Source organism: Bradyrhizobium sp. I1.14.4, from assembly GCF_050435825.1.
Taxonomy (GTDB): domain Bacteria; phylum Pseudomonadota; class Alphaproteobacteria; order Rhizobiales; family Xanthobacteraceae; genus Bradyrhizobium.
On sequence record NZ_JBNDLA010000028.1, the window covers coordinates 68,502 to 83,854 of the forward strand.

Genomic DNA, 15,353 nt, shown 5'->3' on the forward strand with positions numbered 1-15,353 from the left:
AAGCGCTATGACGATTTCGAGGACTGAGGTAATCACATCGGTCGAGCGGCGGCGCCGGTGGTCGCAGGACGAGAAAGAGCGGCTTGTTGCAGCATCGCTTGAGCCGGGCGCCAGTGTTTCCGAGGTGGCTCGCGTGGCCGGGCTTCATGTGAGCCAGCTGTTCAGGTGGCGCAAGGAGCTTTGCAAGCACGGCGAAGCGAGCATGGCTCCGTTTGTTCCGGTCGAGATTGGGCCGCCTGCGTCACCGCGGGAGCTGGCCGAAGCGCCGTTGACGACGACGGCGCGGCGACGCAAGAGCGATGGCATCATCGAGATCGATCTTGGTAGCGGGCATCGCATTCGGGTCGATGGCGACGTTGATGGAGACGCGCTACGTCGCGTTCTCGATGCTTTGGCCCACCGATGATCCCGGTTCCGACGGGCGCGCGAGTGTGGCTGGCGACAGGCCACACGGATATGCGCCGAGGCTTTCCGTCGTTGGCACTCCAGGTGCAGGAGGTGCTGCGCAAGGACCCGCTCAGCGGTCATTTGTTCGTCTTCCGGGGTCGCCGCAGCGATCTTGTGAAGGTGATCTGGCACGATGGCCAGGGGGCATGCCTGTTCACCAAGAGACTCGAGAGAGGAAGGTTTATATGGCCATCCGTTGCGGGTGAAGCTGTGACGATCTCGCCAGCGCAGATGAGCTATCTGTTGTCCGGAATCGATTGGCGCAACCCGCAAGAAGCACAGCGTCCGACACGGGTCGGGTAGCCGTTTTTGGTTTGAATCTGCGGCTTGATCTGATTCAATGGCTTCATGATATCGAAGCCGGACGATCTTCCATCGGACCTTGTCAGCGCTCTAGCGGCGCTGCAGGCCGAGCGTGAAGCGCGGCTGCGAGCCGAAGCGGTGGCTGCCAGTGCGTTGGCGGAGCTGTCGGACAACGAGGCGCTGATCGCGCATCTTGAGCTGCGAATTGAGAAGCTCAAACGCGAACTGCACGGGCAGCGATCCGAGCGCTCGGCACGGCTGCTCGAGCAGTTGGAGTTGGAGCTCGAGGAACTCATCATGACGGCGAGCGAGGACGAGCTCGCCGCACAGGCGGCGGCAGCGAAGACGCAGAACGTCCGTCCCTTCACGCGTAAGCGGCCGGTGCGCAAGCCTTGGCCCGACGATATCGAACACGAGCGCGTCGTTGTTGAAGCTCCAACGACCTGCGCCTGCTGCGGTGGATCGCGGCTGGCGAAGGTGGGCGAGGATGTGACCAAGACCTTGGAGGAGATCCCGCGCCGCTTCAGGGTCATCGAGACGGTGCGCGAGAAGTTCACCTGCCGGGACTGCGAGAAGATCAGCCAGCCGCCGGCGCCGTTCCATGCCACACCGCGTGGCTTCATCGGTCCACAATTGTTGGCGACGATCCTGTTCGACAAGTTCGGCATGCATATCCCGCTCAACCGCCAGAGCGTGCGCTTTAAGGCCGAGAGGATCGATTTGCCGTTATCGACACTGGCTGACCAGATCGGCCACGGGACCTTTGCCGTCATGCCGCTCTTCCACTTGATCGAGCGTCATGTGCTGGCGGCCGAGCGCCTACATGGCGACGACACCACCATCCGTATCCTGGCCAAGGGCAAATGCACGACTGGGCGGATCTGGACCTATGTGCGGGATGACCGACCCTTCGCCGGGCCCGCGCCGCCGGCTGCGGTCTATTACGCCTCGAGCGACCGACGAGGCGAGCATCCCCAAAAGCATCTGGCGGTCTTCGCTGGCATCCTGCAAGCCGATTGCTACAACGGCTTCGAGCCGCTGTTCGATCCGCAGAAGAAGACACTGCCAATTACGCCGGCGTATTGCTTTGCCCATGCACGGCGAGGCTTCTTCGAGCTGGCTGACATTGAGAAAAATGCTCGGGAAAGCAAGAAGGGCAAACCGGTCTCCCCGATCGCACTGGAGGCGGTCAGGCGGCTGGACGCGTTGTTCGAGATCGAGCGCGCCATCAACGGCTGCAGCGCCGACGAGCGACGTGCCGTGCGCCAGGAACAGAGCAAGGCGCTTCTCGACGACATGCACGCCTGGCTACTGTGCGAGCGAGAAACCCTCTCGCGCTCGTCCGAGGTCCTGAAGCCGATCAACTACATGCTCAGGCGCTGGGAGGGCTTCGCCCGCTTCCTCGACGACGGCAGGATCTGCTTGACTACGGATGGTGTTGAGAAGTCCTTACCTTCAGTTCGTGGCAACTTTTTTTGGTTTTTCCTTCCAGGCAGCCACCATGCGTTCGTAGGCCTGCTCGACGCGTGCGACGTAACCAGCTTCCCGTTCGCGGATTTCTTTGATCCAATAGTCCCGGCCCGGGCCAGCCTTGCCGTAGGCACGGGGAGCCCCAGCCTTCAGAGCCACCTTCCGAAGTTTCATCGCGGTGAACGCTGGCCGCGCGTAAGCGTAGTCCTTCCCGGTCGTCAGGACGTGCCAGATCATGACTGCGAGCTTGCGCGCCGTCGCGACGGCTGCGACCCCGGCCCCGTGCTTTTTCTGCGTGCGGTTAAAGAATGCTCGCAACGGACCCGGCGCCGTCTTGGCTGACCACGCCGCCTCAACCAGCATCTTGCGGGCGTCACGGTTGCCCTGCTTCGAGATCCGGCCATGCCGTGCCGGGTGCTCGCCTGACTGCCGAACCCGCGGAGTCAACCCGAAATAGCTGCTGAGCTTATCCGGCGACGGGAAGCGTGCGATGTCGCCGATGGAGGCCAGTACACTCGATGCGACAACCGAACTCACGCCGGGGATCGTCATCAGCTTGAGAGCCCGTGGATCGTCCAGAGCCTGCTGGGCCACGACTTTGTCGATCTCCGCCAGTTGCTTCGTCACGCGTTCGAGCTCCGCGATCAGACGCCGGAGCATTGCACGCTCCTCCGGTGGAAGAGGCAGACTGTCCAGCCAATGCTGTCCGCGCTTGCCGAAGAGATAGCCCTTGTAGGGCGGAATGAGGTTGGCATGCAGGATAGCCTTCATGCGTCCTTTAATCCGGATGATCTGCGCCAGGACGCCAGCGCGCTCGGCCATCTGGCGCCGGCGGCTGTAGGTGCCTTCGTCAGCAACCCAGACCTCCGGCAAGAAGCCGGCAGCATGCAACTTTGCCAGGGTCGCAGCATCGACCTTGTCCGTTTTGACTCGCGCATAGGCGATCGCCCGAACGAGCCTCGGATTGGCGACCGCCACGCGCTTAACGTGCGGGCGCAGAAGACGTTCGACCGCCGCGCTGTTGCCCGTCACCTCGATGACCACCTCATCCTCGAGGCTGAGTGTCTTGGCGAAGGCGACAAGCCGATCGTGGATGAGATCTACGCGGAGCTGTCGGATTATTGTTCCGTCCTCCAGGATCGCCACCTGGGCGAACGATCGATGGATGTCCATGCCAACGATTTGCATGCTTGGTTCTCCTTTGTCTTAGGAGCCAGTGGCTTGCACGACATCTACGGATCCGCGCTCGCAGCGCAGCCGGGCAAGTCGTAGGGGGCGGCCAAGTAACAAAGCGAGCTCACAGCTCATGGTCATGGCGGCCTGCCACCGTTTCGTGCTCCAGCGCCCCTATCCCGGCTTCGACAGACTAATCCGGACGACCAGTCCTCTCCACCGGGTTTGAGCGCTGAAAACATCATGCCCTTTAACAATTGTGCGCATTTCGCTGATGGTGAGCGGCGATTTCAGCGCATCGTGAGCAGCTGTTTCGCGCGATGGTGAGCAGCCGCTTTGACCGACATGGTGATTGGTTCAGGGGTTTGAGGTGGCGTCAAGAGTTTGATTGCGGGCGTTCTGCTTTCGCATGCTTTCTCCGGTGAGTTGCAGGCGGTGAGCGTTGTGAACGAGGCGATCCAGGATGGCGTCGCCGAGGGTTGGGTCGCCGATAACGTCGTGCCAATGTTCAACAGGGACCTGGCTGGTGACGATGGTGGAGGCGCGACCGTGGCGATCATCGAGGATCTCCAGAAGGTCGCGCCGTTCGGGCGGATTGAGAACCGACAGACCCCAGTCATCGAGGATCAGGAGTTGAACGCGGCCGATAGTTTTGAGCAGCCGGCCATAGCGGCCGTCGCCGCGCGCCAGGGCGAGCGCCTCGAACAGGCGTGGGACGCGATGATACTGGACCGAACGGTTGTCGCGGCAGGCTTTGTGGCCGAGGGCGCAGGCAATCCAGCTCTTGCCGAGCCCGGTTGCTCCGGTAATGAGCAGGTTCTCGTTGCGGGCGATCCAGTCGCCGCCGACGAGTCTGGCGAAGACGGCGCGATCGATACCGCGTGGCGTGCGCAAATCGACGTCTTCTACGCATGCGCTTTGGCGTAGCGCAGCGAACTTGAGGCGGGTCGTGAGACGTTTGGTGTCGCGCTCGGCGGCTTCGCGATCGACCAGCAATCCGATGCGCTCCTCGAACGGTAGGGCGTCGAGATCCGGCGACCGTCGCTGCTCTTCGAAGGCTTTGGCCATTCCGGTCAAGCCAAGCGTGATCAGGCGTTCATGGGTGGGGTGTGTCAGCATTTGAGTCTCCCTGGTTCAGTGGAAATAGCCCTGACCGCGGATGTTGCCGTGGCGCAGGGGCTGGTGGTCGGACGTCTCGTCGAGGAAAGCGCGATCGAGGCCGCTCTTGAGGATCGAACGGATCGAGGCGACGGAGCGAGCCTTGATCAGGATGCCGCGTCGGCAGGCCGCATCGACGCGCGCATTCTCGTAGCTCCTGGCCAGCGACAGGATACCGAGGCAGGTGCGAAAGCCTTGCTCTGGATGCGGCCGGGCCTCGATGACGACCTGGAAGAACGCCGCGGTCGATGGACCGATCTTCTCGCCGGCGGCGATCAGCCCTCCGGGCGTCCACTTGCCGTAGCGGCGGTGGGAGCTCGGCATATGATCGGCGATGGTGGTATGGCCACGCCGGTTGGGCGCACGGGCGTGGCTGGCGATCCTCTGGCCCTTGTGGAAGACCTCGACGGTTTTGTCGGCGATGCGGACATCGACGAGTTCACGGATCAGGCGGTAAGGGGTGGAATACCAATGGCCGTCGATCTCGACGTGATAATCGGGAGCGACGCGGCAGCGCTTCCAGCGTGCAAAGACATAGGGCTGGTCCGGCAGCTCCCCCAGCTTGGGACGATCGATCTCGGCGAATAGTTCGGCCCGGCTGGAGCCGAAACCGCGCATTTGGCGGGCGTTGAGTTCGACGACGAGCCCGCGGATGGTGGCATTGAGCTCCGCCAGCGAGAAGAAACGCTGATTGCGCAGGCGGGCCAGGATCCAGCGCTGCGCGATCTGCACGGCGACCTCAACCTTGGCCTTGTCCTTTGGCCGCCGCGGTCGTGCCGCCAGGATCGCGGTGCCGTAATGGCCGGCCATCTCGACATAGGTTCGGTTGATCCCGGGATCGTAACGATCGGGGTTGGTCACTGCGGCCTTGAGATTATCGCAGACCACGAACTTCGGCACGCCGCCGAGATACCGGAACAGGCTGGCATGCAGGCCGATCCAGTCGGACAGGCTCTCGCTTGGGCAGGCCTCGGCGTAGGTATAGTTCGAGGCCCCCATCGCCGCGACGAACAGCTTCATCGCGCGCACTTCGCCGGTGATGGGATCGAGGATATCGATGGTGTCTCCGGCAAAATCGACGAACACCTTCTCCCCACCAATGTGGGTCTGACGCATGCTCGGCCGCGCCCGCTGCTTCCAGGCCTCGAAGGTCGTGCAAAACCAGGTATAGCCAAAGCCGTCCGGATTGGCGGCGCGATACTCCTCCCACAACAGCAGGCGCGTCACGCTGCGGCGGCGCAGCTCCTTCTCAACATAAGCCCAATCCGGTGCCGGGCGCCGGTCGCTTTGCGAGGCTGCTGCCGGCGCCGGGAACAGCAATAGCTCCAGGCCCTCGTCGTCCATGCCCTCCGGCAGCGGCCAGGTCAGCTCCGCAAGGCGGGCGCGACGCACGTAGCCATGAACGACGCCGTTGCTCACCCCCAACGTCCGCGCAATGACGCGCTCGGTCAGGCCCTGGTGCCTCAAACGTAGAACTTCTCGGATCCGGCGCATCGACAATCTCTCGGTAGGCATCAGGCTTCCTCATTGGCTGAATGAGAAACCCGTAGCCCGGTTGAGTTGTCGGCCGAAGCGTCCGGCACCGCCAAACGGTGCTCACGATCGTCTGAAATCGCTGCTCACGATCCTCTGAAATCGTTGCTCAGGATGCGCTGAAATCCGCGCTCACGATCCCGCGAAACGCGCAACAATTGCGCTGAACGCGCTTTGAGAGGCATCGCCTTGGGACGGCGCAACTGGACCTTCGCCGGCAGCCAGCGTGGTGCCGACCGTGCCGCCATCATGCTGACGATGATCACGACGTGTCGTCTCAATGACGTCGATCCAAAGGCCTGGCTTGCCGACGTCCTCGCCCGTATCGCCGATCTTCCTGCATCGCGGCTGCACGAACTGCTGCCCTGGGAATGGAAGCTTCCGCGCCAAGCCGGCAAATCCGACGATCAGCAAGCCGCCTGACCTTCACCCAACGCCATCACATATAGCTCGCCGTGCCCGCGCGCACGCGTCAATCAGGCGGCCTTCGTCGTAGGCGTACGCCCATTCTCACACAGGTCGCGAAGGATCGGACGCGCTAAAGGAGGCTAAAGACATCCTTATGCAGCGCGGCGCTACGCCGCGTGTATACCGAAACATGCTTGTGTTCCTCGCGGCGGAGGCCCGCCAGCTCGATAGCCTCAAAGAATCTGTTCGCGCCGCAATCGCATGGTCTCAGATCGTTAAGGACGCAACGCGCCTTAACCTTCCGCCAAGCGACAGCGCACTGGCGGCGGCGAAATCAACTGAGGCCAACGAAACCATGAAGACGCGCCTCAAGGAGGCGTGGTGCTATCTAATTTGCCCAATGCAGGAGACGGCGCAGTCCGAGGTCGAATGGACCTCGGGGAAAATTCCCGCTCAGGATGGAGTTCTGTCGCGGGCAAGCAAGAAGCTGGTCAGCGACGAAGCACTCATGCCGAAGCTGGGTCCGGCTCGACTCGATAGGGACCTTCGGAAATACATCTGGAGCGACAAGCCGCATCTCCTGCTAAAGGATCTCTGGGAGTATCTCAACCGGTACACATATCTGCCGCGTTTGAAGAACCAAGCTGTCTTGGTCAAGGCTGTACAAGCGTCAATTACAGGGATGCTGCCAGGCCCGTTCGCCTATGCGGAGCGATGGGATGAGGCGGATAAGGCGTACCGTGGCGTTGCTATCGACAAGTCCTCGAACGTCCCGGTCGTGATCGACAGTGAGAGCGTTATCATAGCGCCGGGAATCGCACTGGCTTACTTCTCCGCGCAAGCGCAGGTGATTCCGGTCGCGTCTCCACCTGCCAGGGGCGTTGGTTCGCCAATGCCCGCAGGCGGAGTAAGCGCTGGTTCAGGTAAGACCGAAACACCTGGAGCAGAGAATCTTCCAACGCGCTTTGTCGGAACCGTCATGATCTCTGCGGATAGGCCTGCGCGCGACATTCATCAGATCGTGGAAGCCATCGTCGAGCAGCTCACGACGCTTCCAGGCTGTGAGGTTGCTCTCAAGCTGGAAATTGATGCTGAGGCACCAGCGGGGCTCGACCGTGCGAAAGTTCGTACCCTTTTGGAGAACGCGACGACGCTTGGTTTTATAGACAAGATCGTGTCGTAACCGCGTGCTCTCCGACGAAGCTATAGGCCAACTGAGTTCAGCAGGCCCATGACGAGGCCTGCAACGTCTCTCTGCCTCAAAATCCGAGCGTCGCGTGACTCCGCGTCCTCGCCAAGTTCGAATTTTGCGACGGCAACGGGACCCGTTTTGAGGTGGCCCTCGGTTTTTTCGTCGTCCGCAAAATGACGTGCGAGAAAGCCAAGGACTTCTTTGACAACCGCACTGTGCTTCCCGCCTAATGCGGCACGGAAGTCATTTGCTGCTGCATCGACACCACCTTCATAGTGTTCTAGGCAGTAGAGCAAATCATGGGCGTCCTTACGCTCGTCTCGTTGGTCAACCGCGTAGGCCTTCAGGCAAGTGAAAGCGACCAGATCGGCGTATTGGAGAGTTACTGTGGCAACACCATTGTCGCCGAGAAGATTGGCCGTGATCTCTGTTTTCTTGTGATGATCGAATACGATTGCGGAGTGGGGTATATTCAATGCCGAGACGTTGCCGTCAGTCGGCAATTCCATCACCTTGCCGCCCGATTTCTCAGGGTCGTCAGCAAGGAGCTCGACAATGATCTTCGTCCCGTTATCGGCTCTGGTTTCCCATCGCCATGAGACAGGCTTGCCCTTGCTGTTGGTTCCGCGCGTAAACCCCAGCTTTTTGAAATTGTCTTCCAGCGTGTGGTAGGCCTCGGTGTCTGCGAGCATATGCAGCTGAATGACAACATCGACATCGCCTGTTCCGGCATGGGCCGGAACGTCCGGCGGCTTTTTGGCTATCAAGTAACGCGGGGTGAGTCCTCCAATCAGGAAGATAGAGTCACGCCACGGGCCCAAGGCCGCGTATCAGCGTTACCAGCACACGCTCGCAGTTTTCGGTGACCTCGTTCTCATACCCTTCGGCTGTTAACGGCTTTGCCATTTCAAATACCCAATACTTCCTTCCTCAAATGTTCGGCCATATCGCGAGAACGGCCGTCACCGCGTAGCAGGTCAAGATAGACCTGGACCGGGCTCGCCAGCCAAAGCGAACCCTTCAGCTCTTTGAACAGGAACTCGCCGCGTGACTTCGTTTCAATGATGTCGAGGTTTGCGCCTTCGGTAACAACACGGGCGTCAAGCCTCGCAATAATCTCATCGGACGCTTTACCTGGAGCCGTGCGGCAGGCAACGCGGGAAATACTGGATAGGAAGGGGGCGTAGTGCTGAGCGCCAGCTTCCTGCGTAAGCGCGTATTCGACTCTCGCAGATTCACAGAGATCGGCCAGCTGATCGGCCAATTTGCTGCTGTCCCGTCCGGGTACATAATATCTTCGCCGAGCCAAAGGCCGCCGCGACGCAAAGATTTGCGTGCGCCATTCGTCCAGTAGCCGGGATGCGTCGATAGGGCGGCGTTCCTTGGAGGGGCCATGGCCACGCGAAGAGACCCATTCCATCCGCTCTAGTCCCTTAAGGGTCTCGGATGCTGTGGCGGGAGAGACTTCCGCCAAGCGTGAAAGCTCAGTGACGCCCATCCAGTCGCGGTGCTTGACAAGCAACGCGTGTAGAACCTGTGACCGCTTCCCGGTGAAGAAGGATCGAATAGATTTTTCAACTGTTTTGGGAACGGGCCGCTCCACATAGAGATATGCGCCCTTGGCAGGGATGAAGAGGCTGCCTCCGGTGTCGAAAAAGCCGATGTTCTCGGCTTTGAGCAATTCTCTTGCGCCTATTGAAATGGACTCGGCTGCCACCAGGGGAATGACATTGTCCGTCCGCCTGTACATGTCAGCATTCGGAGCGCGGCTGAGCTGCCAAAGAATTTCCCGGATGTCGCGGGGATAGACCGTCGTTTTCAATTCGATAAGGAGCGTCACATTCCTGTCTGCAACAGCGAGATCGATTGTCGCGTCCAGCCGGGAATTCGAACTGACGGGCGGATGCTGCACATTTAGGAAAGAGGCGTGAGCGTGGGGGAGCTCTTGAATCGCCTTTATTAGCGCATCAAGGGTGGCTTTTTCTCGTTCGTACCCGATTTGTGTTCGCATTCCAATTTTCGCTGGGCAGTGAATAAGATTATTATGCCGAATTTCCGACCAAAATGCAATATTCACTGCGCAGTGAAGAATGGCCTGATATGCTAGGAGACTCGAAAATATATTTAGTTTTCAGGTATTTAGTGTTGCTAGCTATGCGCTAGCATTTTCTATTATCGGGCTGAGCTGGCATCACTTATATATTGACAAATTCTCTGAGTTTGTATAGTTATATGTATACATTTTACGGCGGATGTAAACATATAAGTTGACAACGGCAGTCAAACCAATCGTGCATCAGCAGTATCAAAGCATCGTGGAAGCCGCTGCGAGCCATGCGAGTCTGCAAACACCGTCTGAGGGTTGGATGCGGACAGTGCGCAAGGCTCTCGGCATGTCTGGCGCTCAGCTCGCAAAAAGGATGGGCGTCACGCGTGCCCGTGTTGCCCAAGCTGAACATGCCGAACTGAGCGGCGGATCATCCCTGAAATCCATGCAGGCAGCAGCCGAGGCCATGGGCTGCCGGTTCGTGTACGCCATCGTTCCCGAAAAGCGCATCGAGGATGTAATCATGGCCCAGGCTCGGAAAAAGGCCATGGCTCTCGTCGGCACGGCCAGCACACACATGGCCTTGGAAAGCCAGACTCCGCCAAAGGACAAGATCACTCAAGAGCTTGAGCGCCTCGCGCGCGAAATTGCGCAGGAGATGCCTCCAGACTTTTGGAGCGATAAATGACGGCAATTGAATATCCGGACGGGGTGGATGAGTAAGAGACAAATGAACACGCAGAAAACATGCAAAGGATGTGGAGCTGTTCTGGTCAAGGATAACGACTCCGAGGCTCATATAATTCCAAACGCCTTGGGCGGACGGCTCAAGCCGAAAGGCATCATTTGCAGGGACTGCAACACGAAGCTGGATAAGCTTACGGACAACGCGCTCATCAAAGCATTCGGCGATTGGCCAACGCTTCTTGATATTCCGCGCGACCGCGGCTCGAACCCGCCCAAGCTCATAGAGACCCGAAACGGTCGCAGGGTTCGGCTAGAAGCCGACGGCTCAATGACATCTGCTGAGGTTAAGTATGATATCGCGCCCGTTGCAGGTGGGCACAAGGTTCAAATCGCGGCTGGCAACATGAAGACCTTCCGCCAGCTGCTTAATCGGGCTGAAAAGCAGTTCCCGACCTTTGACCCAAAAGTTGCCGAACAACATGCGCGCGCGGTCGGCATTGAGGACGGCGATGAACTGAGAATGAGCTTGGATTTCAGCCCCGAAGCGGTTTTCGGCGGGATAGTGACTGCGTTCTGGCTCTATCTAGCGCATACGACCGGTCGTGGCTTTATGGAGTGGGACCGGCTGTTGGAGGTGGTGCAAGCCATGCAGACGCATGGCGGGACATTTCGATACCCTATCCAAGGATTTCCTGGGCTCAGGGGCCCAGACATACAATTGGGACACAAGATCGTTGTCCGATCCGTACCAGCAACCGGCAAACTGATCGCATTCATCGAAATTCTTGGAATGCTCAAGGTCGGAGGCGTCTTCGCCGATGCTGGCGGACCCTCCGTGCTAATAGAGCATATCTACGCCTATGACGTTCTCGGTCAGTTGGACAGGAGCAGTGAATTCTCAATCGACCCCGCCGAGTTTGAAGGGCAAGACTGGAAGTCGATTGGTCTCGGTGTTGCCGACGCAGAACAGTTGCGAGATCATTTTCGCGACGAGCTGGAGAAGGTCTTCGCTGAGCGTTATCGCCAAAGGTTTGCGGCTTCGTCCGCCGGGCAGGTTTGATTTGACGAAAGCGGGCTGCACGGATGGCTGAGAATTATCTATTCCGGATCATCCAATGCGACGTGCCGCAAGAGCGGCGGGCGGCGCTTGAAGCCTACCGCGCCAAGCGCCGCGAGTGGCTCGCGTGGCTGGACACCGACGAGCATCATGCGATCTGGACCACAATATCGGGGATGGTCTGGACGGACGTTTCGTTCAGAACACTGGCGCAGTTCGCTGCCGAGGACGAAACAAGCTGCCTCAGTAATACGCTCGTGGCCGAGCAGATCATTAGCGGACACGTCGCGACGCAGGTATTGGCGATCCGGAGACTCGTCGATAATCGGCGCGATGTTATATCGTTGCGGAGGCTGATTAAGGACATGCGCAGCAATTTCAGCCTTTCACCCGGGAAAATTACGTCTGCCACGACGGACTCCCTTATGACTATGAAGCGGTCATGCAGAGGGAGATGGCCGCGAGAGTCGGAAAAGGCGCCTTTTGGGGCGCCACAACGGGTCCAGACGCGCATGGAACATCGCAAATGGCCCATGAGCAGTTCGATAAGCTTGCGGGAATCGACGTAACCAAACGCGGGCGCGAGGATCGTCTCCCGATCACACTGCTGAATACGATCGAAGGATGGCTCGATTCCAGCGGCGCGGACGGTCTAGCCGAATGGAGTCATGCCTATCTCGCCCACGCAGGCAGTCGAGAAAACAGAGAGCGCATCGCAGACGCGATGGTGACGACGAACAAGATCACCGACGCAATTAGGATACTCGCGCGTGTGACCGAGGCAATCTCGGCTTACATCCTGTTCGCGGGAGGCCGCTTGAACAGCCTGATGCCGACCGCGCAGTTCGATTTGCTCGAAAATCTGGACAAGCCAGCGATGCAGGCGGATCGCAAGGATGACGCCTACAGTTTTTGGGACAGACTGAGCACCGAGCGCGACGGTTATCTTGAAGGCGTGGACACAGGGTTGGCGCGCGCTGCGAAGGCAGACAAAGCGGCGTCATGAAATATCCCATCACTCGCTTCAAGAGCATGGAAATTGCGCTGAAAGAGATGGAGCCTTTCGTCAAGAACGGCACTCACCTGCAAACGGGAAAGCCGTTCAAGCAGCTGAGCGGAATGCGTTCGCGCGAGGTGCTGGCGAACTGGCTGCTCTGCGCCACCATCAACGCGGTCGATAAGCGAGAATTGATGTTTTCCAGCGATCCAATCGGGAGCGACGGCATCATTCAGGACGGCGCAACTGGCCAGACCTGGCCAACCGAACACGTGCTCGTGCCGAGACAAAGCGCGGCTGACGGGTTGGATGCGAAAGCGCTCATTTTGAATGCCATCGAACAAAAGCGGGGAAAGGGCGGCGCGGCCTATGCCTCCGGTAAGATGCTGGTCGTACTTCTCGACGCCGGTGCCGGAGAGTGGTTCCCGAACAAGGTAGCGCGAGAACTGCCCAGCCCGCTGCACTTCGCCGTTGGTGGTCGCGGTCTTGGGATTGTGGGTCGCTCACAGATTTGCGGTAGCGCGCGACCGCCGGAAGGAGATCGTCGACCTCAAGGAGTTCACGAAAGATGCGCTGACCGCCGCTCAGGAAGCCTGCGTGACAGCGTGGATTACTTCGCCGGATGAGACTCGGCCAGAGAAGCTCATGGCTGCGAAAGGCAAGCTTCAAGAGCTGGGCATTGCTGCAACCGATCTTCGCCGGCGAACGAAGCAGGGTTGGATCACGGATAGCCAAGCATCCTCGCTGTCGAGAAAGACGCTTACGTCTCGAACGATGCCGGCTATGTTGCGGATCAGCCTTAAGCCACCGTCGAGCGTGGAATCGATCGCTTCGTCGGCGACCTTACACAGACGATCGGGGAGATCGGCGGCGCCGTCGTGACAACACAGGATGGTCGTTCAATGTCTTATACCTGCCGGTCTATGTGAGCCCCGCTTTCGTCGAGTGTGGTCATCGCCTTGCTGATCGTAATCGCGCCCTATTTCATGGCTGCGAAGGCTTTCATGCGTGTATCCGGCCAATCGCTCCGAGGCGCACAAGCCTGGAATCCCACCCGCATCACAGCCGGACCCGACAATCGCGGCAGCGCTCGGCGCTTTTCTATTGCGCCGCTGGGCACGTGGGGCCCGTCTTTGGCGCGATATTCGTAGCTCCATCTTCCTCTGCGGCACAGCGGGTGGGATACTCTTTGACCACCCCGTTCTTGGTTCCGCAATGTATGACCTGCGGGCAAGTGGTCTTTTCCTGAGCGATCCTGATACGCGACAATCTATCGGTGCGCTGATCAGCAGACGCAAAGCCAACGCTAAACATGCTTACGGCGAAGACCAAAGCCATCGTAGGACGAATGAACATCGCTCTTTCTCCTTCAACAACGCACATCAGAATGGACGCGCCTACCACGGGAATGGCCAAGGCAAGGGCCAACTTCCGTTTCGCGCGGCAGGTGCAGCAAGCGCCTTTTTCTTGGAAGCCGGTTCGCCGACAATGGATGGCGCTGTTTGAGGCGTGATCAAATAAGAGAAGCCGAGATCCAGCGCTTTCTGCAAGTCGGAAGATGCAATCTCGTAGGCGTTCACGCTGCCCGTGATCGATCCGCACAGCTGTATGTGCATCAACCCGTCAGCGGCCTTCTTTTGACTGACAATTGCAATTCCGGCGCGCGTGAGCTCCTTGGCCATCTCGTCAAGCTTGATCCCAGTGCCTTCGGCACAAAGGATGGTTCCGTCATATTTGTAGACAACAGCAGTCTTTGATTCGAATATCCATAGTCCGAACTTCGCTGGACCGACAAATCCGCGCCGGATCTTTTCCCAATCGGCTTCGCTGATCACGTAGGTGTTGGCCTGCCCGGTCGGAGCCCCGCACATTTGGATGATCTTGAACGGCAACTGCTTCTTTTCTTGGCCAAGAACGTGAGCTCCAAGACTTTCCAGCACGGCCTTGTCTTGATCGAGAGTACGGGCCTCGCCTTCGTTGCATTGCAAACTGCCATCGGGGCGATAGACACGAAGATCGGCGGCAACGGCACAGTTAGCCGCTCCAAAAACTAGAAGTGCACTACATGCTCCAGTTATCTTTGCTGAAATCATCTTGCCCTCATCCGCGAAAAATATCTGATAACGATCGTGGCGACGTGAGCCACGCAAGCCTACTGAGCGTTATTAAGGGCGGCCGCGCGTCGTTGACGAGACGCGGATCCGCATTAACAGCTTCCGTCGTTCTTCTTACCGACGTGCTTCTTCTGCCGCTCGCAATCATTGTTGTAAGTTTTTCCGTCACAACCGCACACTGGGATCACCGATTTCGCACGCGATTGTGGGCACAACTGACCGACCTTGACGCATACGCCCGATGCATCAGCGAAGCCACATTGGCCAGGCGTTGGATCGCACCAAAGTCCCCGATCGCACTTGATCCCACCGAAGCCACCGCACGCTTCACCCACTTTTGCAGCTTGCGAGGAAGCCGGGGCGCCAAAAGCCACCGCAAGGAACAACATGAAGGAAAGTACGCTCTTGAGGGACATCTGTGACGCTCCGTGCAATGAACAGAAAACACTTCGCCCACCCACCTATAAGTGGGGAGCGCTCATCAATTCGGCAGCTAGGCGCGAGAAGATCAGAACAGCGTTTGCCTGAAGGCAAATGACGTCGAAGAAGGAAACGGGCATTTCTCAAAAGATGGTAGAACCATACAATAACTACCTAGAGTTTGTCATGTCCATTTTTGAACTTTCTCGCGAAGTTCGCCAACCCGCAGCTCGGCTGCCGATTTTGGCGGGGAGAGCCGGCTCCGCAAATTTGAACAGGTCGGTAAGTGGAGTTTCTGCCTGACAGCGGGCACGCTGGTGCCTGCGAATCAGGAGCGACGATGAGCA

Annotated in this window: 14 protein-coding genes and 2 pseudogenes; 9 read left to right on the top strand and 7 right to left on the bottom strand. The window is 58.9% G+C overall.

The annotated features are described in order from the left end of the window. The first annotated feature begins 7 nt into the window (after positions 1 to 7). The 3 genes and pseudogenes from tnpA to tnpC form a co-directional block, all read left to right on the top strand. The gene (tnpA, locus tag ABIB78_RS33320; RefSeq protein WP_429032523.1) at positions 8 to 406 is read left to right on the top strand and encodes an IS66-like element accessory protein TnpA; all 399 of its coding nucleotides are present in this window, start codon (positions 8 to 10) and stop codon (positions 404 to 406) included. Further along, positions 403 to 750, top strand: a complete 348-nt coding sequence (gene tnpB, locus ABIB78_RS33325) for an IS66 family insertion sequence element accessory protein TnpB (protein ID WP_429032524.1) — start codon at positions 403 to 405, stop codon at positions 748 to 750. Before tnpA ends, tnpB begins: the two co-directional genes overlap by 4 nt. Before the next feature lie 45 nt (positions 751 to 795). Further along, positions 796 to 2,235: pseudogene (gene tnpC, locus ABIB78_RS33330) on the top strand (IS66 family transposase); the annotation flags it as partial. On the opposite strand, the gene ABIB78_RS33335 reads toward tnpC, so the two are convergent. The 3 genes from ABIB78_RS33335 to istA all read right to left on the bottom strand — a co-directional run bounded on the left by ABIB78_RS33335 (position 2,206) and on the right by istA (position 6,066). Continuing rightward, positions 2,206 to 3,393: an IS110 family transposase gene (locus tag ABIB78_RS33335; RefSeq protein WP_429032551.1), complete on the bottom strand. Its 1,188-nt coding sequence runs from the start codon at positions 3,391 to 3,393 to the stop codon at positions 2,206 to 2,208. The pseudogene tnpC and the gene ABIB78_RS33335 overlap by 30 nt on opposite strands. 357 nt (positions 3,394 to 3,750) lie before the next feature. Continuing rightward, the gene (gene istB, locus ABIB78_RS33340) at positions 3,751 to 4,512 is read right to left on the bottom strand and encodes an IS21-like element helper ATPase IstB (protein ID WP_429032526.1); all 762 of its coding nucleotides are present in this window, start codon (positions 4,510 to 4,512) and stop codon (positions 3,751 to 3,753) included. A gap of 15 nt (positions 4,513 to 4,527) precedes the next feature. Next, a complete protein-coding gene (gene istA, locus ABIB78_RS33345) occupies positions 4,528 to 6,066 on the bottom strand; it encodes an IS21 family transposase (protein ID WP_429032529.1) in 1,539 nt (512 codons plus the stop codon). A 171-nt stretch (positions 6,067 to 6,237) separates the two neighbouring features. On the opposite strand from istA, the pseudogene ABIB78_RS33350 reads away from it, so the two are divergent. Together ABIB78_RS33350 and ABIB78_RS33355 are read left to right on the top strand one after the other, a co-directional pair. Then, positions 6,238 to 6,507 (top strand): annotated as a pseudogene (locus ABIB78_RS33350) (transposase domain-containing protein); the annotation flags it as partial. A 175-nt stretch (positions 6,508 to 6,682) separates the two neighbouring features. After that, complete coding sequence (locus ABIB78_RS33355) at positions 6,683 to 7,675, top strand: hypothetical protein (RefSeq protein ID WP_429032531.1); 993 nt, start codon at positions 6,683 to 6,685, stop codon at positions 7,673 to 7,675. A gap of 20 nt (positions 7,676 to 7,695) precedes the next feature. On the opposite strand, the gene ABIB78_RS33360 is transcribed toward ABIB78_RS33355, so the two are convergent. Next, complete coding sequence (locus tag ABIB78_RS33360; protein WP_429032532.1) at positions 7,696 to 8,505, bottom strand: antitoxin; 810 nt, start codon at positions 8,503 to 8,505, stop codon at positions 7,696 to 7,698. Between the two features lie 86 nt (positions 8,506 to 8,591). Further along, positions 8,592 to 9,695 carry a type IV toxin-antitoxin system AbiEi family antitoxin gene (locus tag ABIB78_RS33365; protein WP_429032534.1) on the bottom strand — a complete coding sequence of 368 codons (1,104 nt, stop codon included), beginning with the start codon at positions 9,693 to 9,695 and terminating at the stop codon, positions 8,592 to 8,594. Positions 9,696 to 9,975: 280 nt separating this feature from the next. Between ABIB78_RS33365 and ABIB78_RS33370 the strand changes: the two genes are divergently transcribed. The 4 genes from ABIB78_RS33370 (at position 9,976) to ABIB78_RS33385 (ending at position 13,098) form a co-directional block, all read left to right on the top strand. Next, on the top strand, positions 9,976 to 10,419 hold the full coding sequence (locus ABIB78_RS33370) for a mobile mystery protein A (protein ID WP_429032554.1): 444 nt from the start codon (positions 9,976 to 9,978) through the stop codon (positions 10,417 to 10,419). Positions 10,420 to 10,461: 42 nt separating this feature from the next. Beyond that, positions 10,462 to 11,478: an HNH endonuclease gene (locus tag ABIB78_RS33375; protein ID WP_429032535.1), complete on the top strand. Its 1,017-nt coding sequence runs from the start codon at positions 10,462 to 10,464 to the stop codon at positions 11,476 to 11,478. Between the two features lie 523 nt (positions 11,479 to 12,001). Then, positions 12,002 to 12,481: a hypothetical protein gene (locus ABIB78_RS33380; RefSeq protein WP_429032538.1), complete on the top strand. Its 480-nt coding sequence runs from the start codon at positions 12,002 to 12,004 to the stop codon at positions 12,479 to 12,481. Further along, a complete protein-coding gene (locus ABIB78_RS33385; protein WP_429032539.1) occupies positions 12,478 to 13,098 on the top strand; it encodes a hypothetical protein in 621 nt (206 codons plus the stop codon). Before ABIB78_RS33380 ends, ABIB78_RS33385 begins: the two co-directional genes overlap by 4 nt. 771 nt (positions 13,099 to 13,869) lie before the next feature. On the opposite strand, the gene ABIB78_RS33390 is transcribed toward ABIB78_RS33385, so the two are convergent. Together ABIB78_RS33390 and ABIB78_RS33395 are read right to left on the bottom strand one after the other, a co-directional pair. After that, positions 13,870 to 14,565 (bottom strand): hypothetical protein, encoded by a 696-nt coding sequence (locus tag ABIB78_RS33390; RefSeq protein WP_429032541.1) that lies wholly within the window; start codon positions 14,563 to 14,565, stop codon positions 13,870 to 13,872. Positions 14,566 to 14,678: 113 nt separating this feature from the next. Further along, positions 14,679 to 15,002 (bottom strand): Kazal domain-containing protein, encoded by a 324-nt coding sequence (locus ABIB78_RS33395; RefSeq protein ID WP_429032543.1) that lies wholly within the window; start codon positions 15,000 to 15,002, stop codon positions 14,679 to 14,681. Positions 15,003 to 15,353 lie beyond the last annotated feature (351 nt).